Raw genomic sequence first — 25,796 nt, forward strand, 5'->3', positions numbered from 1 at the left:
TGTTCAGAATAAGTGTTCTAGAACAAGTTGTCTAGAACATTTGTTCTGAACTTGAGGCTCAGCGCGCGTCCAGCTCCCGGTGACGCTTGAGCACGTGGCCGTGGTGGCCGAACTGGCGGGCGAGCATCTCCACCAGGTACACCGACCGGTGTTGCCCGCCCGTGCAGCCGATGGCCACCGTCAGGTAGCTGCGTTGGTCCGCCGCGAAGTTGGGCAGCCAGCGCGACAGGAAGCCGGCGATCTGGCCCATCATCAGCCCCACCTCCGGCTGCGCGGCCAGGTAGGCCGCCACCGGCGCGTCACGCCCCGTCAGCGGGCGCAGTTCGCGGTCGTAATAGGGGTTGGGCAGCACGCGCACGTCGAACACGAAGTCCGCGTCGCTGGGCACGCCGTGCTTGAAGGCAAAGCTCTCGAACACCAGTGTCAGCTTGGCGCCGGCGTTGGGCCCCACCAAGTCGGCCAGCCAGGCGCGCAGCTGGGCCGGGCGCAGTTGGCTGGTGTCGATGACGGTGGACTCGGCCTTCAGCCCGCCCAGCAGTTCACGCTCCAGGTGGATGGCGTCGCGCAACAGGCGGTGGCTTTCGTCCGCCGTGCGCTGAACCTGACCGGTGCGCTCGACGTCGCGGTCTTCGCGCAGCGGGTGGGGGCGGCGGGTTTCCGAAAAGCGCCGCATCAGCGCGTCGTCGTTGGCGTCCAGGAACACCGACCGAACAGCCACGCCCTGGGCTCGCAGCTCCTTCAGCAGCGGCAGCATCAGCGGCAGCGAACTGGCGGAGCGCACGTCCACCGCAATCGCCACCCGGCGCTCGCCGCGCTGTTGTTCCAGGCGCAGAAAGTCCAGCAGCAACTCAGCGGGCAGGTTGTCCACGCAGAAGTAGCCGGCGTCTTCCAGCGCGTGCATGGCCACCGACTTGCCGCCGCCGGACATGCCGGTCAGCAGCACCACATCGCCTTGCTGCAGGTCTTGCGTGGGGGTCATGACTTGGCCTTGCGGTTGGGCGTGGCGACCGAGGCGTTCAGCATTTCCTGTGCGTGCGCGAGGCTGGTGGACGACAGCCGCTCGCCGCCCAGCATGCGGGCAATTTCGGCCACGCGGGCCTCACCCGCCACCGGGTTCACGGAGCTGACGGTGCTGCTGCCTTGCAGCGCCTTCGCCACCACGAGGTGGCGGTCGGCGCAGGCGGCCACCTGGGGCAGGTGGGTGACGGCCAGCACCTGGCGGCGGCCGCCGCCAGCGTGGCCCAGCTGCTTCATCAGCCGGCCCACGGTTTCGGCCACCGCGCCGCCAATGCCGACGTCGATTTCGTCAAAGATCAGCGTGCCGGGGGCGTGCTCGCTGGCGGCCTGGCTGGCCGTCACGGCAATCGCCAAGGCGATGCGCGACAACTCGCCGCCCGACGCCACCTTGGCCAGCGGCCGCGGCGTGCTGCCGGCGTGGCCCGCCACCAGGAACTCGGCGCTCTCGGCGCCGTAGCTTTGCGGCGCGTCGGTCGCGTTCAGCGCAATCTCGAACCGGCCGCCGCCCATGCCCAGCTGCTGCATGGCCGTGGTGACGGCGGTGGCCAGCTGCGGGGCGGCCTTTTGCCGAGCGCGGGTGGCGGCTTGGGCCTGCGCGTCGTACGCCTGACGTGCGGCGGCCAGGGCGGCTTCCAGCTGCGCGGGGTCACTGGCGGCGTCCAGCGCGGCCAGTTCCGCGCGCCACTGGGCCAGCAGCGCGGGAAGTTCCTGCGGCTGGCGGCGGTAGCGGCGCGACAGCGTCATCCACGCCGACACGCGGTCGTCCAGCTCGGCCAGGCGGGCGGGGTCCAGGTCGGCCTTGTGCAGGTAGGCCGAGAGCGTGTGGCTCGCGTCCTGCAGTTGCGCCTGCACATCGCGCAGCGCTTGCACGGCGGGCAGCAGGCGGGCGTCGTGGTCCAGCACGCGCTCCAGTTGGTCCAGCGCGCCGCCGGCCAGCGACTGGGCGCTGGGTTCGGCGTCGTCCAGGGCGTCGAGCGCAGCCTTGGCGGCGTCGATCAGGCTTTGGCCGTGCGACAGGCGCTCGTGCTCGGCGTTCAACTCGTCCCACTCGCCCTCGCCGGGCGCCAAGCCGTCCAGCTCGCCAATTTGCCAGGCCAGCCGCTCACGTTCCCGCTGCGCATCGGCCTGAAGGCCCTGCGCTTTTTGCAGGGCCTCGGCCGCTTGCTTCCACGCTGCGTGGGCGCGGGCCAGCGGGGCAGTGTCCAGGCCGGCAAAGCCGTCCAGCAACTCGCGCACCGCGGCCGGGCGCGTGAGGCCTTGCCAGGCGTGTTGGCCGTGGATGTCCAGCAGGTGGTCGGCCAGTTCGCGCAGTTGCGTCAGCGTGGCGGCACCGCCATTGATCCAGGCGCGGCTCTTGCCCGAGGTGTCGATCACGCGGCGCAGCAGCAGCGCGTCGTCCGCGTCAAAGCCCGCGTCGTCCAGCCAGCCGCGCAGGTGGGGCGGGGTGTCGAACTCGGCGCAGATCTCGGCCTTGGCTGCGCCCTCGCGCACCACGCCCGCGTCGCCCCGGCCGCCCAGGGCCAGTTGCAGTGCGTCGATCAAGATGGATTTGCCGGCCCCGGTTTCCCCGGTCAGCACGGCAAAACCGGGCTCGAAGTCGAGCTCCAGCGCGGGAACGATGACGAAGTCCTTGAGGCTCAGGTGCCGAAGCATGGGGCAGGCTTTAAACGTACCAGCGGAGTTTGCGACGCAGCGTCGCGTAATAGGTCCAGCCCTTGGGGTGCAGGAAGCGCACCTGGTGCTGGCTGCGGCGCACGGTGATGGTGTCGCCGTGCAGCAGGCTGGCGAGGCTTTGCATGTCGAAGTTCACCGACGCATCCCGGCCGGCCACGATCTCCATGCGCACCTCGCCCAAGTCGGGCAGCACGATGGGGCGGTTGGACAGCGTGTGCGGCGCAATCGGCACCATCAGCCAGCCGGCAATGCTCGGGTGCAGGATGGGCCCGCCGGCCGACAGTGCGTACGCCGTCGAGCCCGTGGGCGAGGCCACGATCAGGCCGTCGGCCCGCATGTTGGCCACGAAATGCTCGCCCACCGAAATCTTCAACTCCACCATGCCCGCCGTGGCGCCGCGGCTCACCACCACGTCGTTCAGCGCCAGGCCGGTGAAGATAGCCTCGCCGTCGCGCCACACCTCGCCTTCCAGCATGGCGCGCGGCTCCACCTCGTAGTCGCCCGCCAGCACCGGGGCGAGGGACTCGCGCCAGCGCTCGATCGGAATGTCGGTGATGAAACCCAGGCGGCCCTGGTTGATGCCCAGCAGCGGAATGCCATAGGGCGCCATCTCGCGCGCAAACCCCAGCATGGTGCCGTCGCCGCCAATCACCACGGCCAGGTCGCAAACCTTGCCGAGCTCGTCGTGCGAGAGGGCGTCGTAATCGGTCAGCCCGGTGTTGAGTGCGGTGTCGGCTTCCAGCGAAACATCCAGCCCGCTGCTGCACAAAAACTGGGCAATTTCCTCCAGCACCGGCCGAATGCCAGGCGCCTGATGCTTGCCCACGATGGCGACATGTCTGAAGCGCTCGGCCATGCGGCAAATTACACCACAGGGGTCCTGCGGATCCCGGGAGCCGCGGGCCTGTTCATAGAATGGAGAAATGCTCGACGAGCGCTCCAAATCCCTGCTGAAAACCCTGGTCGAACGCTACATCGCTGATGGCCAGCCGGTGGGCTCGCGCACGCTCTCCAAGGCCTCGGGCCTGGAGCTCAGCCCGGCCACCATCCGCAACGTCATGGCCGACCTGGAAGAGTTGGGCCTGATCGCCAGCCCCCACACCAGCGCCGGCCGCATTCCCACGCCGCGCGGCTACCGCCTGTTCGTGGACACCATGCTGACCGCCCAGCCGGGCCTCATCGGCGTGGAAACCGCGCAGCTACAGCCTGACCAACCCCAGCGCGTCATCGCCAGCGCGGCGCAGATGCTGTCCAACCTGTCGAGCTTCGTCGGCGTCGTCACCGCGCCCAAGAAGCCCAGCGTCTTCCACCACATCGAATTCCTGCGCCTGGGCGAGCGCCGCGTGCTCGTCATCCTCGTGTCGCCCGACGGCGACGTGCAAAACCGCGTCATCTTCACCGCGCAAGACCTCACCCAATCCGAGCTGGCCGAGGCCAGCAACCGCCTGAACGCCGGCTACGCCGGCCTCACGCTGGAAGCGGTGCGCGAGCGGCTGCGCCTGGAGGTGGACGCCCTGCGCGGCGAGATCGCCGGCCTCATGAGCGCCGCCGTCGAGGTGGGCAGCGAGGCCATGGCCCAGCAGGAAGAACGGGTCATCGTGTCCGGCGAGCGCAACCTGCTCACCGTGCAAGACTTCAGCCACGACATGGGCAGCCTGCGCCGCCTGTTCGACCTGTTTGAAGAAAAGACCCAACTCATGCGCCTGCTGGACACCTCCAGCCGCGCCGAGGGCGTGCGCATCTACATCGGCGGCGAAAGCCAAGTCGTGCCCTACGAGGAACTGTCCATCGTGTCCGCCCCCTACGAGGTGGACGGGCAGGTCGTCGGCACCCTGGGCGTCATCGGCCCCACGCGCATGGCCTACGACCGCATGATCCAGATCGTCGACATCACCAGCCGCATGGTCGGCCAGGCCCTGTCCCAGCGCTGACTAGAATCCGCCGCTCCTCCTGGGGGCCGTTAGCTCAGTTGGTCAGAGCAGAGGACTCATAATCCTTTGGTCATTGGTTCAAGTCCAATACGGCCTACCAACACCTTGCCGCGCACCCGCCTGTGAAGGCGGCCCGGCCACTCCCCAACTCACCACCAGCGCCTCACCCCTTCGGCGTCCAGCGGATGCGCAGCTTGCCGTCCACCACGGTCACGTCTTTGATGAGTTGGCGGGCGAGGGTGCCGCGGGTGGTGGCGTTGTTGATGACGTAAACCGGGTGCGCGCGCAGTTGGCCTTGCACCAGGCTGGGCGCACGTTGGCGCAGCAGCGCGGCGTAGTCGTCGGGCAGGCCGGCGAAATTGAGTTGGGTGATTTGCAGGTCGTCCAGGAACAACTGGCCCTCGTCGGCGGCGTAGCGCGGGCGGGCGGAGAGGCCGATTTGGCCGGTGCGCTCGCGGGTGCCCAGGCTCAGGCGGGCGTCCAGGAGCAGGTGGATGCGGTCGCCGCCTTCGGGCAGCGTGAGTTGCGGGTTGGCAAGTTCCACGCAGGCCACCAGCAGCTTGCATTGCTGCACCGGGAAGCGTGGGTTCAGGCGGGCTTGCAGCTCGGTGGCTTCAATGTCCAGGTAGCCGTTGGCCAGGGGGTTGACCAAGCTGCAGCCAATCAGTGTGGCGGCCAGCGCAGGCAGGACCCAGGCGGCCAGGGTGCGGCGCACGGCGGTGCGGGTGCGGAAGACGGTGGGCATGGCTTGAGTGTGCCTGGGTCGGCTTGCGTGATGAGGCCGGGTCGGCCAAGGCGGACAGCGCGCTGAAAGCGCGGCGCGTTCAGGCCACCCCGGCCGCCTGCAGTGCCCAGCCGGCCGCGGCGCACGCGCCCAGCACCGGCAGCACGCCCCAGCGCAGCCGGATCAGCGCAACACCTGCCGCCACGCCCAGCGCGGTGGCGGCCAGGTCTGGCGGCGCGCTCCAGCCATGGGGGCAGACCACGTGGCCCGCAAAGAACAGGGCCAGATGCAGGATGACGCCCACCACCGCGGCGGTGATGGCCGTGAGCGGCGCGGTGAACCCGAGCTTGCCGTGCGTGGATTCGATGAACGGCCCGCCGGCCAGGATGAACACGAACGACGGCAGGAAGGTGAAGAACGTGGCCACACAAGCGCCCGCCGCGCCGGCCAGGGCCAGGGCCTGCGGGCCAAAGACCTGGTGGGTCCAGCCGCCCACGTAGCCCACGAAGGCCACCACCATGATCAGCGGGCCGGGCGTGCTTTCGCCCAGGGCCAGGCCGTCCATCATTTGCGCGGCGGTCAGCCACTGGTGCTGCTGCACTGCGCCGTCAAACACGTAGGGCAGCACGGCGTAGGCGCCGCCAAAGGTGAGCAGCGCGGCCTGGGTGAAGAAGCGCGCCATGTCCACCAGCGTGGTGCTCGGGCTGGGCAGCAGCATCAGCACGCCCAGCACGGCGCCGCCCAGCAGCACGCCCAGGCCGGCCACCCGCACCCAACCGCTGCGGCTGAAGCGGGCATGGGGTGGGGTGGGGGTGTCGTCGTCAATGAGCGCAGGCGCGTGGCCGGCGGCGGCCGAGGCGCTGTGCCCGCTTTTGAGCGAGAACGCGTGCGGGCGCCAGCGGCCGCCCAGGTGGCCCAGCAGCGCGGCGGCGGCCACCACGGCCGGGAAGGGCCACTGCAGCACGGCGATGGCCACGAACGCGCCCACGGCCAGCGCCCACAGCCAGCCGTTCTTCAGCACCCGGCTGCCCATGCGGTGCGCCGCCTGCGCCACCAGCGCGGCCACGGCCGGCTTGAGCCCGTAGAACACGCCGGCCACCGCCGCCACGTGGCCCCAGGCCAGGTACACCCACGACAGCCCAATCAACAACACCAGCGAGGGCAGCACAAACAGCAGCCCGGCGGCCAGCCCGCCCGCGGTGCGGTGCATCAGCCAGCCAATGTAGGTGGCCAGTTGTTGGGCCTCGGGCCCGGGCAGCACCATGCAGTAGTTCAGGGCGTGCAGGAAGCGCGCCTCGCTGATCCAGCGTCGGCGCTCCACCAATTCGGCGTGCATCAACGCAATTTGCCCGGCCGGGCCGCCAAAGCTGATGAAGCCCAGTTGCAGCCAGAAGCGCAAGGCCTGAGCGAACGACACGGGTGCGGGCGGGGCGGCAGGAAGGGCAGGAGGCATGGCGGGCAGTGGCGGGCAGTGGCGCCAGTCACGGCGCTCAACGAGACAGGTGCCACTGTAGGTGCGGCGCTGGGGCCGCAGGTCGGTGGCCCGCGCTGTTCACGGCCCTGTCATGCACGGGCGCCAGGATGCGCGCTTTGCCTGTTGCCGTTTTGGCTTCGTTTTGGATGATGTTGCGCCGCGCTGCTTCGCTGCTGTTGTTGATGACTTGGTTGAGCATCGGGGGCGCGCCTGCCTGGGCCGATACGGCCCCGACCCCGCTGGCCTGGCGAGACTTCTTTGTGCTGCCCATCGGCCCTCACGGGCTGGAGCCCACGCCGCAGCTGCGTGCCGCCCACGGCCAGCCGGTGCGGCTGGTGGGCTTCATGGTGCAGCGCGAGCAGCCCCAGGCCGGTCAGTTCTTGCTGACGCCGCGGCCGGTGGCCATGTCGGAGCACGCCGACGGCGAAGCCGATGACCTGCCCGCCACCACCGTCACCGTGCTGCTGCCCCCGGGCCAGCGGGACCGCATCGTCGCCCACCAGGCCGGCCCGGTGGCCGTGGTGGGCCGGCTGCAATACGGCCCGGCGGAAGACGCCACGGGCCGTGTCTCGTGGCTGCGGTTGGAGCTGGAGCCCGGCGCGCTGGCGGCGCAAGCCAGCTCGCCCGCCCCGCACGCGGCCTCTGTGCATTGACGCCCGATTTCCTGTTGGAACGCCTCACCATGAAACCCACTGCTCTGTTGTTGATCGCGCTGTCGGCTCCGGCCCTGGCTGCGCCCACGGTGTCGCGCCTGACGCCGCCTTCCGAACTCTTCTCCAGCGGCCAGCCCGAGCCGGTGATTGCACGCTTCCTGCCCGGGCAGCGCTTTGACCTGCAGGCCACGGTCAAGCCCGATGCCGGCCAGAAGATCACGGCTGCGCGCTTCTTCATCGACGGCAAGCCGGTGGCCGCACCGGTGGCCCTGCGCGACTGCGCCAGTGGCTGCACCAAGGGACTGGCGGCTGAAACCGCCATTGCCACCGTGCGCGCGGTCAGCAGCGAGGCGGCTGGCCGCCACGTGTTCCGCGTGGAAGCCACCCAGGCCGACGGCCAGAAGGTGGTGGCCACGGGCAACTTCGACGTGGTGCCGTTCACCGCCGCGATGGGCCCCAAGGTGAAGAACATCATCATCCTGCTGGGCGACGGCATGGGCGCCTCGCAGCGCACGGCCGCGCGCATCGTGCATGGTTATGCGCAGGGCAAGGCGATGCGGCCGCTGGCCATGGACAGCTTCAGCGCCACGGCGATGGTCAAGACCGCGTCGCTGAACTCCATCGTGACTGACTCGTCGCCCGGCATGACGTCGTATGTGAGCGGCAACAAGAACAACAACAACGAAGAGGGCGTGTTCCCGGACGACACCGTCGACGCCTTCGACAACCCGCGCATCGAGTACCTCAGCGAGTACCTGCACCGTACGCAGGGCAAGCAGTTGGGCATCGTCACCACGGCCGATGTGTTTGACGCCACGCCGGCCGGCAATGCGGTGCACACCAGCAACCGCGGGGCGGGCACGGGCATCGTGGACCAGTTCTTCGACGACCGCAGCCGCACCGGCCTGACCGTGCTGATGGGCGGCGGCCGCAAGTGGTTCCTGCCGGCCGGCACGCCCGGTTCGGCCCGCACCGACACGTTCGACTACGCCTTCTCCAGCACCGAGGCACACACGGCCGACATCGTCAAGCGCTGGGGTGCCGCCCCTGGGGCGCTGGACAAGGGCCGTGACCTGATCCGCGACTTCCAGTCCGCCGGCTTCAGCTACGCGCCCACCAAGACCGCGCTGGACCAAGCCGACCCGGCCCGCCCGCTGCTGGGCCTGTTCGCGTTCTCGAACATGAACGTGGCGCTGGACAAGATCAACGGCCGCCGCGGCACTGAAAAGAACGGCCTGGGCGGCGGCAGCGTGGTGGACGATTTCGGCCTGCCCGACCAGCCCATGCTCGACGAAATGGCCACCAAGGCCCTGGCCGTGCTGAAGCGCGCGCCGCAGGGCTTTGTGCTGATGATCGAAGGCGCGTCCATCGACAAGCAAGCCCACAACATGGACACCGAGCGCTGGATGCTGGACACGCTGGAGTTCGACCGCGCGGTGCGCGTGGCGCAGGACTTTGCGGCCGAGCACGGCGACACGCTGGTGATCGTGACGGCCGACCATGAATGCTCGGGCGCGGCGTTGATCGGCGGCTCGATGGTGACCGACGCCAAGCTGGTGGAACTGGCCGGAAAGAAGGGCGCGGCCAACCTGCGCAACAGCGTGGTGGGCACCTACGAGAAGGCCGGGTTCCCGCGCTACGCACTGGCGGCCGACGGCTACCCGCAGACCACCGACATCGACCACCGCCTGCTGGTGGGCTACGGCGCCAATGCCGACCGCTACGAAGACTGGCGCACCAAGAAGACCCCGCAGCGTGACAGCCAGCAGCCTTTCGCCGGCGAAGCGCCGCTGAAGTGGTATCCCGCCAATGCGCAGGAGCGTGACGACGCGCTGGGTGACTACCTGGTCACTGGCCAGGTGCCGGGCGAGCAAGCCGTGCACACCGGCACCGACGTGCCGCTGTCGGCCTACGGCCCGGGGGCGCTGGCCTTCACTGGCGTCATCGACAACACCGATGTGTTCTTCAAGCTGGCCCAGGCGGCCGTGAAGGGCGTGGTGGCGCCAGCGGATACTTCGGGCGCCAAGAAGCCCGCCAAGCCCCAGCGTTGACCCTGCCGCCCGCCCTCCGTCGCCGTCCCGCCTCGTTGCGCGGGCGCTGGGTGGCGCTGCTGCTGTTCACGGCGCTGCTGTGGGCGGTGGTGCACTTCAGCGGCTTGCGCAGCCACATCGGGCTGCAGCCGCTGCGCGAGGCGGTGCTGGCGCATCCGGTGTCGGGGCTGGCGGCGTTCACGGCGCTGTTCGCGCTGGCGAACCTGGCCCACGTGCCGGGCGCCTTTTTTCTGGCGGCCGCGGTGCTGGCGCTGGGGCCATTGCCCGGCGGCCTGGCCACCTACGGCGCGGCCTGCGTGGCCTGCACGGTGACCTTTGTGGTGGTGCGTGCGCTGGGGGGCGATGCCTTGCGTGAATTCAAAGGGCCGGTGGCGCGGCGCTTGTTTGCGCGGCTGGACGCCCACCCCGTGCGCAGCGTGGCCGCCTTGCGGCTGGCGTTTCATTCGGTGCCGGCGCTGAACTACACCCTGGCGCTGTCGGGCGTGGGCTGGCGCAGCTACGTGGCGGGCACGCTGCTCGGCCTGCCGATTCCCATCGCGGTGGCAACGCTGCTGTTCGACACGCTGGCCGGTTGGTTCGGCTGGGTGGCCTGAGCGTCCTGACCTTCGACAGGGGTTCCGCCTGGACGGGATACTGCCCCGCTCAACCGGAGACATCGCCCATGAAGACTTGGCTCATCGCCGCCCTGACGCTGACCACCGCCGCTGCGGTGCAAGCCCAATCCGCCGACCCGCTGAAGGCCGCCGTGGCCGCCGACCACCGCCTGGTGGGCAACGTGGCCCGCGACACCTGGCGCCACCCGTACGAGACGCTCAGCTTTTTCGGCATCAAACCCACCGACACGGTGGTGGAGCTGGCGCCGGGCGGCGGCTGGTACACCGAGATCCTGGCGCCCTACCTGCGTGATGCCGGGCAGCTGATTGCGGCCGAAGGCGGCAGCGTGCGCTTCAAGGCCAAGATGGACTCCATGGGCGTGTACAGCAAGGTCAAGCTCAGCGTGTTCGACGCCGCCAAGGGCCTGTACGACATCGCCCCCGCCGGCACGGCTGACGCGGTGCTGACCTTCCGCAACGTGCACAACTGGATGGGCATGGGCACCGACAAGGCGCAAGCGGTGTTCGACGCCGCCTTCAAGGCGCTGAAGCCGGGCGGCGTGCTGGGCGTGGAAGAGCACCGCCTGCCCGCATCGCGCACGCAAGACCCCAAGGCCGGCAGCGGCTACGTGCAAGAAGCCGTGGTCATCAAGTTCGCCGAGAACGCGGGCTTCAAGCTGGCTGCGCGCAGCGAGATCAACGCCAACCCCAAGGACACGGCCGACCACCCGGACGGCGTGTGGACCCTGCCGCCCACCTACGCGCTGAAAGACAAGGACCGCGCCAAGTACCAGGCCATCGGCGAGAGCGACCGCATGACGCTCAAGTTCGTGAAGCCCTGAGACCCGGTGTGAGCGCAGCGCGGCAACACGCCGTCATCGGCTTCGGGCGCCTGGCCCGCGCGCTGGTGCCGGCACTGCAGGCCACCGGTGCGGTGGTGCGCGTGGGCCGGCGAGCGCCGGCGGCCGGCGAGTTGACCCCGACGCAGGCCGCGGCCGGGGCCGATTGGGTGTGGCTGACCGTGCCGGACGACCACCTCGCCGCAGTGGCCCAGGCTTTGCCGTGGCAGCCCGGTCAGTTGGCGCTGCATTGCAGCGGGGCCACGCCGCTGGCGGCCTTGGCGCCGGCGCCGCGCGTGGCCGGTTTTCATCCGTTGCGGTTGCTGGTGGGCGATGCCAACCTGAGCGGCGCGCACGTGGGCATCGAGGCGGCACCCGCCGACCGTGAGGCCCTGGTGGCGCTGGCTCAGCAATTGGGTCTGGTGCCGCTGGCGCTGCCCTGGCCCATGGATGCCGCCGCACGGGCGGCGTACCACGCGGCGGCCAACGTGGCGGCTAGCGGCGTGTTGGCGGTGCTGGCGCAGGCCCAGGCGCTGTGGACCTCGGCCGGGTTGCCGGCCGATGCGGCCCTGCCCGCCTTGCTGCCGCTGACCCGCGGCGCGCTGGACACGGCGGCTGCGCGTGGCTTGCCCGGCGCGCTGTCGGGCCCGGTTGCGCGCGGGGATGTGGGCGTGCTCCAGCGGCACCTGGCCGCCGCAGCGGCGGGCCTGCCGGCGGGCGACGCCTTGGTGCGTGAGCTGGCCTTGCAGCAATTGCGGCTGGCCGAACAGGCGGGCCGGCTGAGTGCGGTACAAGTCACAGCCCTGCGGGATTGCCTGATTCACGCCTGACGACGTTTGCAGCAGTCCGCGTGATAAAGGCCGCGTTCGGCCGTACTTCGGCCATATGCGGCGCAGGACGCCGCTCCTAAACTGCTCCGGCCCGGCGTTTGGTGCCGGTTGCTTCGAGGGAGTTCGAGATGTCCGACGCATCCATTCAGGCCATGATCCGCGCCGACGCCGCTCAAATCCTGCACAACGTGGTGGATGAGCTGCCGGATGCGCGGGAGCGTCTGGGCTATGTGCGCAGCATGACCGAACAGGCCGCCACCAAGGTGCTGAACCTGGTGGAAGCCGCCCAGGAAGACGCCGAGGCCGTGCGCAAGAAGGGCCGCGAACTGTCGGACGCGCTGAACCGCCTGGCGCTGTCCACCAACATCAGCCAGGACCGGGCCCGTGCGCTGATGAAGCTGTGCGCGGCCTACGCGGCCGATGCGGCCAGCTTTGCCGCCCGCGAGAAGTCGCTGCACACCGAGATCATGATGTCGCAGGACTTTCAGGATCTTTCGGGCCAGGTGATCAACAAGGTCAGCAAGATGCTGGAGCGCGCCGAGCCGCCGCTGCGGGACTTGATGAATTCGCTGCCGGCGCCGGTGGAGCCCCTGCAGACCGAGGAACTCGGCGGCGTGCAGACGCCGGACAAGGCGCTCAAGCAGGACGACGTGGACGACCTGCTGGCCAGCCTCGGGTTCTGACCCCGGCGGCGCGCCCGCGCCGCCCCAGCTTCACACCCAGGCCGCCGGGTCCAGGCGGTAGTAGCGGCGCAGCTCGGCGTACACGTCGGCATGCGCCGCTTGCAATTCGGCCGGCCGCTCGAAGAACAGCTCGCTGACCACGGCGAAGAACTCCGCCGGGTCGGTGGCGGCGTAGGGGTCGATCAAGCCCGGTTCACCCTGCGCGAGCCGCCACTGCAAGGCATCGAAGGCGGCCTGCATGACGGTGGACCAGCGCCGGTAGTCTTCCGCCGTGGCCAGCGCGGGCGCCCCGTTGGCCGGGCCGCCGGCTTGATCCAGCTGGTGCGCGAATTCGTGAATCACGACGTTGTGGCCGTCGCCCGGGGTGCTGGCGCCGCGTTGCACTTCGTCCCACGCCAGCAGCACCTGGCCCTGGCTCCAGCTTTCACCCGCCAGCGCGCGGCGTTGCTCGGACTGCACGCCCCCGGCGGCCGTGACCGGGCGGTCGACGACGAACGCGCTGGGGTACACGAGCACCTGGCGCAGCTCCGGGTACACGCCGCGCGCGGCGCCCAGCAGCGGCAGGCAGGCCAGGGCCGCGATGGTGACGCGCACCTCATCCGTCACCCGAAAACCGCGGCATCCGAGGATGGGTTTCTCGGCCAGAAACACCTGCATCAAGGCCTTGAGGCGCAGCTGCTGGCGCGCCGGCAACCGAGCCACCAGCGGCACGTTGCGCCGCAACAGCCGACGCCACGGCGCCGGGAAGGGGCGGGCGGCGATGCGTGCTCGGCGCAGGCGCACCCAGCGCGGCCACAACGCAATGGCCGCCGCCATCAACACCACCGCCACAAAGCTGATCCAGAAAGGCATGCGGGGCAACTGGGTGCGCCCCCGCGGTTTGCAAGGTCCGGGGAACCCGCAGCTGTTACAACGTGGCATGCCCAAGAACTCTGCGCCCGCACTGCAAGCCTGGCAGGTGTTGTGCGGGGGCGTGTGTGCGCTGGTGATCACGGTCGGGCTGGCGCGCTTTGCGTTCACGCCGCTGTTGCCCGTCATGCATGTGCAGGCCGGCTTGGGCTTGGCGGACGGCGGCTTGCTGGCCGCCATCAACTACGCCGGCTACATGAGTGGCGCGCTGCTGGCCGCCTGGGTGGAGCATCCGCGCTGGCGGCACCGGCTGTACAGCTGGGGGCTGCCGCTGGCGCTGGTCATCACGGCATGGATGGGCTGGACCACCTCGTTCGCCGCCTGGGCCGTGTCGCGCTACGTGGGCGGGCTGTGCGGGGCTGCGGGCATGTTGCTGGGGTCGGGCCTGGTGCAGGGGTGGCTGATGCGCTCGGGCCGGCGGCCGGAGCTGGGTCTGTATTTCACGGGGCTGGGGCTGGGCATCGTCGTGTCGGCGCTGGGGGCCATGGGCATGGCGGCGTCGGGCCTGGACTGGGCGGGGCAGTGGCAGGGCTTTGCGCTGCTGGGCCTGCTGTTCCTGGTGCCGGCCTGGCGGTGGCGGCCACCGGAGCCGCCCGCGGTGGCGCCGGCATTGGCCGGCGTGCTGCCTTCACGGCGCTGGATGGCAGGCATGGTGGCGGCCTACTTTTGCGCGGGCTGGGGCTTTGTCATCAATGCCACGTTCACGGCCGCCATCGTGGAGAAGCAACCGGCGCTGGCGGGGCGCGGCCCGTGGGCTTGGCTGCTGGTGGGGTTGGCGGCCACGCCAGCGGTTTTCTTGTGGGATCGCGTGGCCCGGCGGTTGGGCGACGTGCGGGCGCTGCAGCTCGCGTTTGGCCTGCAGATCGTGGGGGTGCTGATGCCGGCGCTGGCCACGGGCCTCGCGGCGGCACTGACCGGCGCGCTGCTGTACGGCGCCACGTTCATCGGCATCGTCAGCCTGACGCTGGCCCTGGTGGGGCGCCGGTCACCGGCCAACCCCGGCAAGGCCATGGCACGCCTGACCCTGGGCTACGGCGCGGCGCAAGTGACGGCGCCCGCGTTGACCGGGCGCATGGTGGAAGCCAGTGGCAGCTTCGAGGTGTCGCTGTGGCTGACGGCCGCGGTGCTGGCCACCGGCATCGGGGTGTTGGTGGTGGTGCAGCGGGAGGGTCGCTGAGGCGCCCGCCCGTGCGCGGGCGTCACTTGCCCGTGGTCAGGCCTTGAAAGGTGCGGCGCGACTCTTCGGCCTGCTGCACGCCCGCCTGGTCGGCGCGGCGTTGCTCGGCGGTGCGGCAGCGGGTCTTGGGCAGGCTGGTGCCCGTGGTCGATTCGCGCTCGCAAATCGTGTCCTTGTCCAGCGGGGCGAGAGCAACTTCCTGACGATCGGGTGCGGCTGCGCAGGCAGCCAGTGTCAGGGGCAGCAGAGACAGAAGCAGTCGTTTCATGGGACGTAGGCCGGGTGGGCCGGTGAGTCGGAGGCGCGCAGGATAGCGCCGCCCTGACGCTTCAACCGCATGCCGTCCGGCACCCGTCGTAAACCCTGGGGGTGTGGTGAGCTCATGCAGGGGCGGGGTGAACGTAACACTGCGTGACGCTGTCATCGAGTGGATGCCCCGGCGAGTTAAAGGCGGGCGGCTGCCGCAGGCGCAGCCGGGAGTTGCTGGATGAAACGACTGGCTTTGGCCTTGGCCCTGCTGGGCTCGACGGCCCTGTTGACGGGGTGCATCATCGTGCCACACCGGCACGGTGGGTATCGAGATGGCTACGCGCACGGCTACGCGCAAGGCACGCATGCGCAACCGGGGGGCACCTACGGGAACTCCGGCGGCTGGGGGCCGCGGCGATGAAGCGCCTGGCGATGTGCGTGGCGGTGGCGGCCTGCCTGTCGGGATGTGTCGTGGTGCCGGCGCATCGCCATGCCGGGTACGGCGCGCCGCCGGGCGTGATCGTCGATGCCCCACCGCCGCCAGCCTACGTCGAGCCCGTGCCGGTGATGCCCTACGCCGGCGCGGTGTGGGTGCCGGGGTACTGGGGATGGGCGGGCGGTCGGCACCAGTGGGTGCCAGGGTATTACGAGCGCCCGCGTCCGGGCTACCGTTATGAGCCCCACCGCTGGGAGAACGCTGGCGGCCGCTGGCACCTGCGCATCGGCGGCTGGGTGCGGTTGTGATGCCGCGCGCGGGCCGGTGATCGGCCCGCCGCATCGCTAGAGGCCGACGGCGGCCTCCAGCGTGGCCACTTCCTCTTCCACGTACGCGGCCAGGCGGCCGAGGTTGGGCAGGGCGTCGGTCGCAATCAAGCCGAAGTACAGCGTGCCGGCGTAGCTGAACAGCGTGATGTTCAGCAGGTGCGTGGCCGGGAGGGTGGACACCGGGTGCATTTCCACGCACCGCGCACCCTGTAGGTACAGCGGCTCGGCCGGCCCGGGCACGTTGGACACCAGCGTGTTGCCCATCGGGGTCACCACATCTGCCAGTTGCAGCATGCCGGCAATCTGCCCCAGCAGGCCGGTGAGGATGGTGTAAGTTTCCACGGCCTCCGGCGCGACGGCGTCGATCATCGTGCGCACATTGCGCAGCGAGTAACCCACGTTGCGCAGGCGCACGTAGGCGTCGTCGGTGGGGGGCGAGAGGTCCACCAGGATGATGCCGATCTTGTTGCCCGCGGCCTTTTCGCCCTCGCGTCGCAGGTTCACCGGCATCTGGATGGTGATGGGCCGGTCCAGCGTGATGCCCTCGTCGGCGAGGTAGCGGTGCATGGCGCCGTCCAGGCAGGTCAGGGCCACATGGTTGAGCGTGGCGCGCGCCACTTTGCGGATTGTGTCGATCCGGCCCATGGGCACCGCGGCCGTGGCGAACTGCCGGCCGGCCGTGGCGTTGCCCGTGAACGGCGTGCCGCCGCTGGCCTTGAAGGGCAGGGCGATGGCGTTCTTGGTCAGGTTCACCGCCTCCAGTGCCAGCATGGCCGTGAGCCGGCCAATGCCAATCGCGCGCTTGCTGTTGGCCGTCAGCTGCTTCCACACCGTGCCCGCCATGGCCTGATCCAGGCGTTTTTTCTCGCGCTGGCGGGCGCTGCGGCGGCTGTGGTCCAGCGTCCAGACCGGGGTGAGGGTGTCGTCCTCCGGGTCGGTGCGCAGCGATTCCACACCCCAGCGGGTCATGGTGATGCCGTCGGCCACCGCGTGGTGCATCTTGTAATAGATGGCGAACTGGCGGTCCCACAGGCCCGCAATCACGTGCACCTCCCACAGCGGGCGGCTGCGGTCCAGCACCGGCTCGTGCAGACGGGACGTCAGCGCGTACAGGGCGTCCCGGTCATTGGCGCCGGCCTTGAGCTGGTGAAAGAACAGGTGCTGCGACAGGTCCACTGCATCGGCCGTGCGCCAACTCGGCATCAGCGTGGGCGAGATGAACTGGATGACCTGGTTGAACGGCGGCTGCACGTCCGTGTGTTCCAGAAAGCGCGCGAACAGCTGCTTGGCAAAGGTGGTGGCGCTGCCCTTGTGCCCTTGGGGCAACTGATGCAGGTGCAGGCCGGCCACATGCTTGGGGCTGGCCTCACTCTCGGCAATGAAGAACGCGAGATCGAGCAGGGACAGGCGGCTCATGGCAAGGGGCAGAGTCGAGACAGCCCCAGCATAGGCGGCCGCCCGGGCCGGTCAAGGGTGGGCAATCACGCGTCGCCGCTGCTCGCCGCGCGTCGACCGCTGCGCTTTTCCTTCTCGGCCGCGCGGGCCGCTTCGGCAGCCGCCGCCTTGCGGGCCTCCGCCTCGGCCGCTTCGCGGTGCCAGGCCGTCAATTCCTCGGGCGTTTCCAGCGTGATGCGCCCCAGCAGGGCCTGCCGGAAATCCATCAGCAGCGCTTCGGCGGCCTTGTGCATCTGCACCGCGCCACCACGGATCTTGGCGCCCCGCTTCACGCCAATGGCCTCCAGCACGGCGTCGTCCGCCCCCAGTTCGGCCAGGCCGTAGCGCTGCTGCAACGCTTGCGGGTAGCGGCGCTTGAGCACCGCGATCAGCTCCAGCGCCACTTCTTCTTCATCGAACGCATTGCGCCCGATGGCGCCGCTGGCGGCGAGGTGATAGCCGCTTTGTTCGATGGCGATGCGGGGCCACAGCATGCCGGGTGTGTCGAACAGGTAGAAGCCGTTTTCCAGCACGATCTTCTGTTCGGTCTTGGTGATGCCGGGCTCGTCGCCCGTCTTGGCGGCACGTTTGCCCACCAGCGTGTTGATCAGCGTGCTCTTGCCCACGTTGGGAATGCCGCAGATCAGCACGCGCAGCGGCTTGTGCATGTCCCCCCGCAGCGGCGCCAGCTCGCGGCAGGCCTTGATGAGCGCGCGGGCCGGCGATTTGTCGCCGGCGTCCAGTGCGATGGCTCGCGTGTGGGGCTGCGAGTTGTAGTGCTGAAGCCACAGTTCCGTGGTCGCGGGGTCGGCCAGATCCTGCTTGTTCAGCACCTTGAGCGAGGGCCGGCCGGTGGTGAGCGCCGCCAGCAACGGGTTGCTGCTGGAGCCCGGCAGCCGGGCGTCGAGCAGTTCGATGACCACATCCAAGCCCGCCTTGACGCGATCCTTGATCGCCTGGCGGGTGGAGTTCATGTGGCCGGGGAACCAGTTGATGGGCATGCGTGTGACAAATTGGGGGCTTGCGGGCGGGCGATTGTCAGGCTTACATCCCGTTTCTGCCGCCTCCGTGGTTGGCAGCAATATGCAGGGGAGCAGTCGAGGTGATTATGAGATTCGAAGGCGTACTGACCGCTTGGGACCCCGGCGCCGGGTATGGCGCCATTCAACCCGCCGGTGGCGGCGAGAAAGTCGTGGTGGGCTTGGCCGCATTTCCGACCGATGGCGAAGGCCCACGGCCGGACGAGTGGCTGAGCTTTGAAATTGTGACGGGCCGTGACGGCCGCAAGCACGCGGTGAACTTGAAGCGCGTGGTGCGGAACCGCCCCACGGCCGCCCTGCGTGAGGCCGTGGGCGCCGGCAGCGCACATGTGCGGGCCCGCAAAGCCCAGCGGCGTCGCCGCAGCATGCTGCTGGCGGGGGGCGTGGTGGCAACCTTGATGCTGGTCAGCTGGGGGGCGTTGCGGTGGCAGTCTCACCACCCGTCCACCGAGGTGGCCACCATGGCGCACCGCTGATCGGCGACACGCGCAGCAAAAAGCCGGCCCAGGGGCCGGCTTTTTTTCATGGGTGCGGGGTTCAGTCTTCGTTCTTGAACACCAGCTTCACTTCGTGGGTGGTCTTTTCACCCGGTTCGAACTTCCACTCCATCAGCGCGGCCTTCACGGCGCGGTCGAACACGCGCTTGGGTTCGGCTTCCACGATTTCCACATCGCTGACTTTGCCGTCCGCATCGATCATCAGCTTGGCCTTCACCACGCCGGTGCTGATGCCCTTCTTGGTGGCTTCGGCCGGGAATTCAGGCGGCACCTTCTTGATGATCTTGGGCGAGGCATGAGCAGCCAGAGCCAGCATCAAGGTGGCGACGAGAACGGAGGCTGAGCGCAGGAATGACATGGTGACCCTCTTGATGTGTTGGGGTTGAATTTCAGGCGGCGCGGAAGAAGCCCACAGCTTCGATCAGTCGGGTGGAACTGTCGCGCAGCGCATCCGCCGAGCGGCTCAGTTCGCCCACCAGGCTGGTGTTTTGCTGGGTGGCCTTGTCGAGCTCATTCATGGCACCGTTCACAACGCCCACGCCTGTGGCCTGCTCCTGGGCCGAGTGCGAGATTTCCTCGATCAGCTGGCCCATGTTGTTGACCTCGTCGACGACGCTGCGGATGGTGACGCCTGCATTGTTGACCAGCGTGGTGCCGTTTTCCACCTTCACGGTGGACTCCTGGATCAGCACCTTGATTTCCTTGGCCGCACCCGCCGAGCGTTGGGCCAGCGCGCGCACTTCGGCGGCCACCACGGCGAAGCCGCGGCCGTGTTCACCGGCTCGGGCGGCTTCCACCGCCGCGTTCAGGGCCAGGATGTTGGTCTGGAAGGCGATGCCGTCGATCACGCCGATGATGTCGCCGATCTTCTTGGAGCTGGCGCTGATTTCTTCCATGGTCTCAACGACCTTGGAAACCACGGCGCCACCGTTGCTGGCGGACTGACGGGCCGTCACGGCGATGCCGGCGGCGCGGCGGGTCAGGTCGCTGGCGCCCTTGAGCGTGGAGGCGATCTCTTCCACCGAGGCGGCGGTGTTTTGCAAGCTGGCGGCCGAGCGCGTGGTGCGGTCCGCCAGATTGGCGTTGCTGTCGGCGATGGAGCCGGAGTTCTGGGCCACTTCGCTGGCAGCCGTCGAGACGTCGCGCACCACGCCGGACAGGGCGGTTTGCATGTCCTTCATGGCCTGCAGCATCTGGCTCAGTTCGTCACGGCCTTCCACTTGGATGTCTTGCGTGAGGTCGCCGGCGGCGATGGCTTCCGCGGCGTGCTGCGCCTTGCGGGCGGGGCCGACGATGGAGCGCGAGATGACCAGGAAGCCACCAAAGCCCAGCGCCACGGCCACGAGCACCAGAACGGCGGTCACCATCACCGAGCGGCGGGCCAGCTCGCCACCCTTGACGGCCAGTTCCTTGCCGTTGTCGAACTGGGTGTCCACCAGCTTCTTCAGGCCTTCCTGCAGCGCGGCTTGCGCGGGGCGCAGGTCGGTGATCAGGCTTTCGCGGGCTTCGTCCGGGCTGCCGTCGGCTTGCACCTTCTGGAACTTCTCCAGCGCGGTCAGGAACTTGGTCTTGCGGTCACGCACTTCCGTGACGGTGGCCTTCTCGCCCTCGTCGGTGGCGGCGGCTTCCAGCCCGGCCAGCTGCTTCTCGGTTTCTTCCAGAGCGTCTGCGATCGCCTTCTTCTGCTTCTTGATGGCGCCTGCGGTGTCCAGCAGCAGCAGGTCGCGCACAGCGCGCGAAATGATGTTGACCTGGCTTTCCAGGGCATTGGCGGCCGCGATCTTGACCAGGCTGGAGTTCGCCGTGCGGTCCAGGTCCTTGGCCAGACCGCTGGCGTTGGAGGCGCCGTACACGCCAATGGCCACCAGCAGCAAGATCAGCAGTCCGAAGCTCACAAAGAGCCGCTGGCCAATGCGCAGTTGGGTCAAGAAGTTCATGCGATCAGATCCTTGTTCGGTGTTCTCAGAGCCCCGGCGGTGTCGCAAACGCGCCGGCATTCCAACGTAGGTTGAATGTAGGGCTGTCAGCCCTGTTTTTTCGGCCCCACCGAGCGGCCGCCGCGCAGTGTGTCTCGACCTGTCACCATTTCTTTTTGGTGCATCTGCGCTTGGCGTGAACTCGTTCACAGCGGCTGTGTCGGCTGCCGCGCGCCGCGCGCACTCAGCGCGGGCCGGCCGCGGTCGATTTCAAACGCACCACGTCCACGGCATCGAGCTCGGAGGCACCGCCCCCGAAGCTGTGGCGCACGTGGCTGGCCAGGGCGGCCAGGTCGTCGATGTCCAGCACACCGGCAAACGGTGGCATGCCGTAGGGCTGCGGGTGGCCAGCGGTGGCGGGCCCGAACCCGCCGCGTTCGATGAGCCGGATCAGGTTGGTGGCGTCGGCCAGGGCCACCATGCGGCTGCCAGCCAGCGCGGGGTAGGCCATGGCGCCCGCTTCGTCGCTGCGGCCTTGGCCTTCGGCGCCGTGGCAGCTGGCGCAATGTTCGCGGTACAGGGCCGCGCCGCGATCGCGTCGGCGTGGGTCAGGTCGGGTGGCGGGCCCGCGGGCCACCGTGTGCTCGGGCAGCTGGCGCAGGTAGGCGCTCATGGCGGCCAGGTCGCGCTCGTTCAGCGCCGAGGTGCTGCCCAGCACCACCTCCGCCATGGGCCCGACGGCGCTGTGCGGGCCGGCGTGGCCGGTGCGCAGCCATCGCTGCAGCGTGGCGTCGGGCCAGCGTTGTACGCCGCCCTCGGCGGGGTCGTGAAGCGACGGCGCCGTCCAGCCCAGCCCGGCGAGCAGCCCGCCGCGGAAGTCGGCAGGCCCTTGGTCGCCACCCAGCGCATTGCGGGCGGCGTGGCAGGCGCTGCAGTGCGCCAGACCCTGGGTCAGGTAGGCGCCACGGTTCCAGGTGGCGTCACGGGTCGGGTCGGCTTCATAGACGCCCGGGCGGAAGTTCAGCGCCCGCCAGGCGGCCTGGGCCAGTGCGGTGCCGTACGGCCAACGCAGTTCGTGCGGTTGGCGTGGGGCGGCCACGGCGGGCTGGGTGCTCAGCCACGCGAACAGGGCGTCGGCATCGTCCCGGGTGACGAGCGTGGTGTTGGTCAGCGGATGGGCCGGCACCAGCAGGCGCTGGTCGGCGCCCAGGCCGAAGTGCAGGGCGCGCCAGAAGTCGTCCGGCGTCCAGCCGGCCAGGCCGGTGGCGTCCGGCGTGAGGTTGCTGGAAAAGACGGTGCCAAACGGGGTGGGAATGGCCCGGCCGCCCGCCAGGCGGCTGCCGCCGCGGGCGGTGTGGCAGCCTGCACAGTTGCCCACCGCCGCGAGGTAGGCGCCGCGCGCCACTTGCTCGGCACTGGGCGGTGCGGCCGCTGCGCCGCCGGCCGCCGGGGCGCCCAGCGGGTGGCGCTGCCAGGTCAGCAAGGCGGCACAACCCAGGACCGTGGCCAGGGCACAGGCCAGCAGCAGGCGCAGCAGTGTCTTCATGGCGCCAGGCCTCCGCAGCGCATGGGCGCCGGCCCTGGCAGCGCAGCCGCGGGGTGGGTGTCGGCGGGCATGACCTGCGCGGACAGGAATTGCGTGATGACGTGGATGTCGTCGGTGCTGAGGCGCCGGGCGATGTCGGCCATGCAGTCGGGGGCCTGGGCATGGCGTTGGCCGCCCCGCCAAGCGCCGAGTTGTCCATTCAGGTAGTCGCGCGACAGGCCCAGCAACCCAGGCACGGCGGGTTGTGTGCCGGTCAGGCGGGTGCCGTGGCAGGCGGTGCACGCGGGCAGGCCGCGCTGGGCGTCGCCCTGCAGCACCAGGCGCTGGCCGCGCTGCAGCGCTTCGGCCGGCACGGTGGGCGCCTGGGGCGCGGGGTAGGGCAGGTCCAGCGACGCGAAATGGCCCGCAATGTCGCGCAGGTAGGCGTCGGACAGCGGCGTCACCAAGTCGCTCATCAGGCCGTAGTCGCGCCGGCCATCGCGGAAATTGAGCAACTGGTTGTAAAGGTAGCCCGCCGGTTTGCCGGCCAGCCGGGGGTAGTAGCCGTCTGGCGCGGCGCGCCCCGAGGCGCCATGGCAGCCGGTGCAGGCCAGCACGCGCTGCGCCAGGGTGTTGGGCACTGGGCCGGTGGGCCCCGAAGCCTGAGAAGCCGCACCCGGGGCGGACGCCGTCGGCTGGGCCAAGGCAGCTGCGGCGGCCACGCACAGCCCGGCGGCAAGCGCCCAGGCGGTGCGCTGCGGCAACGTGGAAGCGCGCAGCTGCGCCGTCATGTCCGGGCGCCGAAGATGGCGCTGCCCACGCGCACCAGCGTGGAGCCGGCCGCCACGGCGTCTTCCAGGTCGGCGCTCATGCCCAGAGACAGGGTGTCGAGTGCCAGGCCCTGCGACTGCAGTTGCTGGAACAGGGCCGCCATCGCGTCATGCTGCGCCCGGGCGCCCGGGCCCGGCTCAGGCACCGCCATCAGGCCGCGCAGGTGCAGCCGCGGCAGCGCGGCCACGGCCTGGGCCAAGGCGGGCACCTCCTCCGGCAGCGCGCCGCTTTTGCTGGCTTCGCCGCTGATATTGACTTGCAGACACACCTGCAGGTCCGGCAGGTGTGCCGGGCGTTGTTCAGACAGCCGCTGCGCCACCTTCAGGCGGTCGACGGAATGCACCCAGTCGAACTGTTCGGCCACAGGGCGGGTCTTGTTGCTTTGCAACGGCCCGATCAGGTGCCAGGCGATCTGGGGTCGCAGGTCGGCCAAGGCGTCGATCTTGGCCAGGCCCTCTTGCACGTAGTTCTCGCCGAACGCCCGGGCGCCAGCGGCAAAGGCCTCGCGCACCGCGTCGGCCGGGAAGGTTTTGGTGACGGGCAGCAGGCCCACGGCGCCTGGGGCGCGGCCGGCTGCGACGCATGCCGCATCGAGGCGGGTTTTGGTGGCTTGGAGGGAGTCGGAGATCGCCATAATCAACCGGGCTCTTTCATACGCACACCATGGACATCACCCAGCTGCTGGCATTCTCGGTCAAGAACAAGGCGTCTGACCTCCACCTCTCGGCCGGCTTGCCGCCCATGATTCGCGTGCACGGCGATGTGCGCCGCATCAACGTCGAGGCGCTGGACCACCGCGCGGTGCACGACATGGTGTACGACATCATGAACGACTCGCAGCGCAAGGTGTACGAGGAGACGCTGGAAGTCGACTTCTCCTTCGAGATCCAGGGTCTGGCGCGTTTCCGCGTGAACGCGTTCAACCAGAACCGTGGCGCCGGCGCCGTGTTCCGCACGATTCCGAGCAAGATCTTGAGCCTGGAGCAGCTCAATGCGCCCAAAGTGTTTGCCGACCTGGCCCTCAAGCCGCGCGGCATGGTGCTGGTGACCGGCCCGACCGGCTCGGGCAAGAGCACGACGCTGGCGGCCATGATCAACCACCTCAACGAGAACGAATACGGCCACATCCTGACCATCGAGGACCCGATCGAATTCGTGCACGAGTCCAAGAAGAGCCTGGTCAACCAGCGCGAGGTGGGCCCGCACACGCACAGCTTCAGCAACGCGCTGCGCTCCGCGCTGCGCGAAGACCCGGATGCGGTGCTGGTGGGTGAAATGCGCGACCTGGAAACCATCCGCCTGGCCCTGACCGCGGCGGAAACCGGCCACTTGGTGTTCGGCACGCTGCACACCTCGTCGGCCGCCAAGACGGTGGACCGCATCGTGGACGTGTTCCCCGCGGCGGAAAAGGAAATGGTGCGCGCGATGGTGTCCGAATCCCTCGTGGCCGTCATCTCGCAAAGCCTGTGCAAGCTCAAAGACGGCACGGGCCGCGTGGCAGCGCACGAAATCATGTTGGGCACCTCGGCCATTCGCAACCTGATCCGCGAAAACAAGGTGGCGCAGATGTATTCGGCCATCCAGACCGGCAACAGCCTGGGCATGCAGACGCTGGACCAGAACCTCACCGACCTCGTGCGCCGCAACATCATTTCGCCGGCGGAGGCACGGGCCAAGGCGAAGTTCCCTGAAAACTTCCCGGGCTGATGACCCACCCCCTACGCGCTCCGCGCGCCCCCTCAAGGGCACGCTCCCGACGGTCCGGCAACGCCGGATCCGTGGGAGTCGCTGGAGTAACGGCGGGCCCTTGGGGCCGCCTTGAAATGCAGAACAGGTAGGCAGTACGTATGGAAAGAGATCAAGCATCCAAGTTCATCAACGACCTGCTTCGGCTGATGCTGTCGCGCAAGGGGTCGGACCTCTTCCTCACGGCCGAATTCCCGCCCGCCATCAAGGTGGACGGCAAGGTGACCAAGGTGTCGCCCCAGCCGCTGACCGGCCAGCACACGCTGCAGTTGGCGCGGGCCATCATGAACGACAAGCAGGCGGCGGAGTTCGAGCGTTGCAAGGAGTGCAACTTCGCCATCTCGCCGCACGGCATCGGCCGCTTCCGGGTGAACGCCTTCATCCAGCAAGGGCAGGTGGGCCTGGTGCTGCGGACGATTCCGTCCATCCTGCCGACCATCGAGTCGCTGGACCTGCCGCTGGTGTTGCGCGATGTGGTGCAGAACAAGCGCGGACTGGTCATCGTGGTGGGGGCCACGGGCTCCGGCAAGAGCACGACGCTGGCCGCGATGATCGACGAGCGCAACGAAACCACGCATGGCCACATCGTGACCATCGAGGACCCGATTGAGTTCGTGCACCCGCACAAAAACTGCATCGTCACGCAGCGTGAACTGGGCATTGACACCGACAGCTGGGAAGCCGCGCTGAAGAATTCGCTGCGTCAGGCGCCTGACGTCATCCTCATGGGCGAGCTGCGAGACCGCGAGACCATGGACCACGCCATCGCCTTCGCCGAGACCGGCCACCTGTGCATGGCCACGCTGCACGCCAACAGCGCCAACCAGGCGCTGGACCGCATCATCAACTTCTTCCCCGAAGACCGCCGCCAGCAGCTGCTGATGGACCTGTCACTGAACCTGCGCGCCCTCGTCAGCCAGCGGCTGCTGCCGCGCCGTGAGGGCAAGGGCCGGGTGGCGGCGGTGGAAATCATGCTGAACTCGCCGCTGATTTCGGACCTGATCTTCAAGGGCGAGATCAGCGAGATCAAGGAACTGATGAAGCGCTCGCGCGAGCAAGGCATGCAGACCTTCGACCAGGCGCTGTTCGACCTGTACGAAACCGGTCGCGTCACCTACGAAGACGCGTTGCGCAACGCCGACTCCGTCAACGACCTGCGCCTGCAGATCAAGCTCAACAGCGAACGCGCCCGCAGCGGCGAACTGTCCAGCGGCACCGAACACCTGACCATCGTCTGA

The 25,796-nt window shown here is 69.2% G+C and carries 27 protein-coding genes and 1 tRNA gene; 14 read left to right on the top strand and 14 right to left on the bottom strand.

Annotated features, from left to right (window positions below; all coding sequences use genetic code 11):
- Positions 1–58: 58 nt before the first annotated feature.
- From rapZ to ACG01O_RS18085, 3 genes are read right to left on the bottom strand one after another with little or no spacing between them, the layout of a single operon-like run.
- On the bottom strand, positions 59–979 hold the full coding sequence (gene rapZ / locus ACG01O_RS18075; RefSeq protein ID WP_394386776.1) for an RNase adapter RapZ: 921 nt from the start codon (positions 977–979) through the stop codon (positions 59–61).
- On the bottom strand, positions 976–2,670 hold the full coding sequence (gene recN / locus ACG01O_RS18080; protein WP_394386778.1) for a DNA repair protein RecN: 1,695 nt from the start codon (positions 2,668–2,670) through the stop codon (positions 976–978). The genes rapZ and recN overlap by 4 nt, the downstream gene beginning before the upstream one ends.
- 10 nt (positions 2,671–2,680) lie before the next feature.
- The gene (locus ACG01O_RS18085) at positions 2,681–3,547 is read right to left on the bottom strand and encodes an NAD kinase (RefSeq protein ID WP_394386780.1); all 867 of its coding nucleotides are present in this window, start codon (positions 3,545–3,547) and stop codon (positions 2,681–2,683) included.
- A gap of 67 nt (positions 3,548–3,614) precedes the next feature.
- Between ACG01O_RS18085 and hrcA the strand changes: the two genes are divergently transcribed.
- On the top strand, positions 3,615–4,622 hold the full coding sequence (hrcA, locus tag ACG01O_RS18090; RefSeq protein ID WP_394386782.1) for a heat-inducible transcriptional repressor HrcA: 1,008 nt from the start codon (positions 3,615–3,617) through the stop codon (positions 4,620–4,622).
- 23 nt (positions 4,623–4,645) lie between these two features.
- Positions 4,646–4,722 (top strand) — tRNA-Ile (locus ACG01O_RS18095).
- A 63-nt stretch (positions 4,723–4,785) separates the two neighbouring features.
- Here the strand turns inward: ACG01O_RS18095 and ACG01O_RS18100 are convergent.
- Complete coding sequence (locus ACG01O_RS18100) at positions 4,786–5,367, bottom strand: DUF1439 domain-containing protein (RefSeq protein WP_394386784.1); 582 nt, start codon at positions 5,365–5,367, stop codon at positions 4,786–4,788.
- Between the two features lie 79 nt (positions 5,368–5,446).
- Entirely contained in the window at positions 5,447–6,799 is a 1,353-nt protein-coding gene (chrA, locus tag ACG01O_RS18105; protein WP_394386786.1) for a chromate efflux transporter, read from the bottom strand.
- Positions 6,800–7,002: 203 nt separating this feature from the next.
- Between chrA and ACG01O_RS18110 the strand changes: the two genes are divergently transcribed.
- From ACG01O_RS18110 to ACG01O_RS18135, 6 genes are all read left to right on the top strand, one after another.
- Positions 7,003–7,473, top strand: coding sequence for a hypothetical protein (locus tag ACG01O_RS18110; protein ID WP_394386788.1), 471 nt, complete (start codon positions 7,003–7,005; stop codon positions 7,471–7,473).
- Positions 7,474–7,502: 29 nt separating this feature from the next.
- Positions 7,503–9,524 (top strand): alkaline phosphatase, encoded by a 2,022-nt coding sequence (locus tag ACG01O_RS18115; protein ID WP_394386790.1) that lies wholly within the window; start codon positions 7,503–7,505, stop codon positions 9,522–9,524.
- Positions 9,521–10,117: a VTT domain-containing protein gene (locus ACG01O_RS18120; protein WP_394386792.1), complete on the top strand. Its 597-nt coding sequence runs from the start codon at positions 9,521–9,523 to the stop codon at positions 10,115–10,117. The genes ACG01O_RS18115 and ACG01O_RS18120 overlap by 4 nt, the downstream gene beginning before the upstream one ends.
- Positions 10,118–10,185: 68 nt before the next feature.
- Positions 10,186–10,959, top strand: coding sequence for a class I SAM-dependent methyltransferase (locus ACG01O_RS18125; protein WP_394386794.1), 774 nt, complete (start codon positions 10,186–10,188; stop codon positions 10,957–10,959).
- 8 nt (positions 10,960–10,967) lie between these two features.
- On the top strand, positions 10,968–11,786 hold the full coding sequence (locus ACG01O_RS18130) for a DUF2520 domain-containing protein (protein WP_394386796.1): 819 nt from the start codon (positions 10,968–10,970) through the stop codon (positions 11,784–11,786).
- A 128-nt stretch (positions 11,787–11,914) separates the two neighbouring features.
- Positions 11,915–12,469, top strand: a complete 555-nt coding sequence (locus ACG01O_RS18135; protein WP_394386797.1) for a protein phosphatase CheZ — start codon at positions 11,915–11,917, stop codon at positions 12,467–12,469.
- A gap of 30 nt (positions 12,470–12,499) precedes the next feature.
- Here ACG01O_RS18135 and ACG01O_RS18140 read toward each other — a convergent pair whose 3' ends face one another.
- Positions 12,500–13,321, bottom strand: coding sequence for a M90 family metallopeptidase (locus ACG01O_RS18140; RefSeq protein ID WP_394386799.1), 822 nt, complete (start codon positions 13,319–13,321; stop codon positions 12,500–12,502).
- Positions 13,322–13,388: 67 nt separating this feature from the next.
- On the opposite strand from ACG01O_RS18140, the gene ACG01O_RS18145 reads away from it, so the two are divergent.
- Entirely contained in the window at positions 13,389–14,555 is a 1,167-nt protein-coding gene (locus ACG01O_RS18145; protein WP_394386801.1) for a YbfB/YjiJ family MFS transporter, read from the top strand.
- 22 nt (positions 14,556–14,577) lie between these two features.
- Here ACG01O_RS18145 and ACG01O_RS18150 read toward each other — a convergent pair whose 3' ends face one another.
- Positions 14,578–14,823, bottom strand: a complete 246-nt coding sequence (locus ACG01O_RS18150; RefSeq protein ID WP_394386803.1) for a hypothetical protein — start codon at positions 14,821–14,823, stop codon at positions 14,578–14,580.
- Positions 14,824–15,042: 219 nt separating this feature from the next.
- Between ACG01O_RS18150 and ACG01O_RS18155 the strand changes: the two genes are divergently transcribed.
- Positions 15,043–15,225, top strand: coding sequence for a hypothetical protein (locus ACG01O_RS18155; protein WP_394386805.1), 183 nt, complete (start codon positions 15,043–15,045; stop codon positions 15,223–15,225).
- Entirely contained in the window at positions 15,222–15,548 is a 327-nt protein-coding gene (locus ACG01O_RS18160) for a hypothetical protein (RefSeq protein WP_394386807.1), read from the top strand. The genes ACG01O_RS18155 and ACG01O_RS18160 overlap by 4 nt, the downstream gene beginning before the upstream one ends.
- Before the next feature lie 36 nt (positions 15,549–15,584).
- Here the strand turns inward: ACG01O_RS18160 and ACG01O_RS18165 are convergent, their stop codons facing one another.
- Both ACG01O_RS18165 and ylqF read right to left on the bottom strand, forming a co-directional pair.
- The gene (locus ACG01O_RS18165) at positions 15,585–16,985 is read right to left on the bottom strand and encodes a wax ester/triacylglycerol synthase domain-containing protein (protein WP_394386809.1); all 1,401 of its coding nucleotides are present in this window, start codon (positions 16,983–16,985) and stop codon (positions 15,585–15,587) included.
- Between the two features lie 65 nt (positions 16,986–17,050).
- Positions 17,051–18,004 (bottom strand): ribosome biogenesis GTPase YlqF, encoded by a 954-nt coding sequence (ylqF, locus tag ACG01O_RS18170; RefSeq protein WP_394386811.1) that lies wholly within the window; start codon positions 18,002–18,004, stop codon positions 17,051–17,053.
- A 107-nt stretch (positions 18,005–18,111) separates the two neighbouring features.
- On the opposite strand from ylqF, the gene ACG01O_RS18175 reads away from it, so the two are divergent.
- Positions 18,112–18,519: a cold-shock protein gene (locus ACG01O_RS18175; protein WP_394386813.1), complete on the top strand. Its 408-nt coding sequence runs from the start codon at positions 18,112–18,114 to the stop codon at positions 18,517–18,519.
- A gap of 61 nt (positions 18,520–18,580) precedes the next feature.
- Here ACG01O_RS18175 and ACG01O_RS18180 read toward each other — a convergent pair whose 3' ends face one another.
- The 5 genes from ACG01O_RS18180 to ACG01O_RS18200 all read right to left on the bottom strand — a co-directional run bounded on the left by ACG01O_RS18180 (position 18,581) and on the right by ACG01O_RS18200 (position 23,446).
- Positions 18,581–18,898, bottom strand: a complete 318-nt coding sequence (locus tag ACG01O_RS18180) for an energy transducer TonB (RefSeq protein ID WP_394386815.1) — start codon at positions 18,896–18,898, stop codon at positions 18,581–18,583.
- A gap of 31 nt (positions 18,899–18,929) precedes the next feature.
- Positions 18,930–20,477, bottom strand: coding sequence for a methyl-accepting chemotaxis protein (locus tag ACG01O_RS18185; RefSeq protein ID WP_394386817.1), 1,548 nt, complete (start codon positions 20,475–20,477; stop codon positions 18,930–18,932).
- Between the two features lie 223 nt (positions 20,478–20,700).
- Positions 20,701–22,002, bottom strand: a complete 1,302-nt coding sequence (locus ACG01O_RS18190; protein ID WP_394386818.1) for a c-type cytochrome — start codon at positions 22,000–22,002, stop codon at positions 20,701–20,703.
- Entirely contained in the window at positions 21,999–22,772 is a 774-nt protein-coding gene (locus ACG01O_RS18195) for a c-type cytochrome (protein WP_394386819.1), read from the bottom strand. The genes ACG01O_RS18190 and ACG01O_RS18195 overlap by 4 nt, the downstream gene beginning before the upstream one ends.
- Entirely contained in the window at positions 22,769–23,446 is a 678-nt protein-coding gene (locus ACG01O_RS18200) for a YggS family pyridoxal phosphate-dependent enzyme (RefSeq protein ID WP_394386820.1), read from the bottom strand. Before ACG01O_RS18200 ends, ACG01O_RS18195 begins: the two co-directional genes overlap by 4 nt.
- Before the next feature lie 29 nt (positions 23,447–23,475).
- Between ACG01O_RS18200 and ACG01O_RS18205 the strand changes: the two genes are divergently transcribed.
- Together ACG01O_RS18205 and ACG01O_RS18210 are read left to right on the top strand one after the other, a co-directional pair.
- Positions 23,476–24,519 (top strand): type IV pilus twitching motility protein PilT, encoded by a 1,044-nt coding sequence (locus tag ACG01O_RS18205; RefSeq protein ID WP_394386821.1) that lies wholly within the window; start codon positions 23,476–23,478, stop codon positions 24,517–24,519.
- A 140-nt stretch (positions 24,520–24,659) separates the two neighbouring features.
- On the top strand, positions 24,660–25,796 hold the full coding sequence (locus ACG01O_RS18210) for a PilT/PilU family type 4a pilus ATPase (protein WP_394386822.1): 1,137 nt from the start codon (positions 24,660–24,662) through the stop codon (positions 25,794–25,796).

Origin of the sequence: Pelomonas baiyunensis, assembly GCF_043555935.1 — a bacterium.
Lineage (GTDB): Bacteria > Pseudomonadota > Gammaproteobacteria > Burkholderiales > Burkholderiaceae_C > Pelomonas > Pelomonas baiyunensis.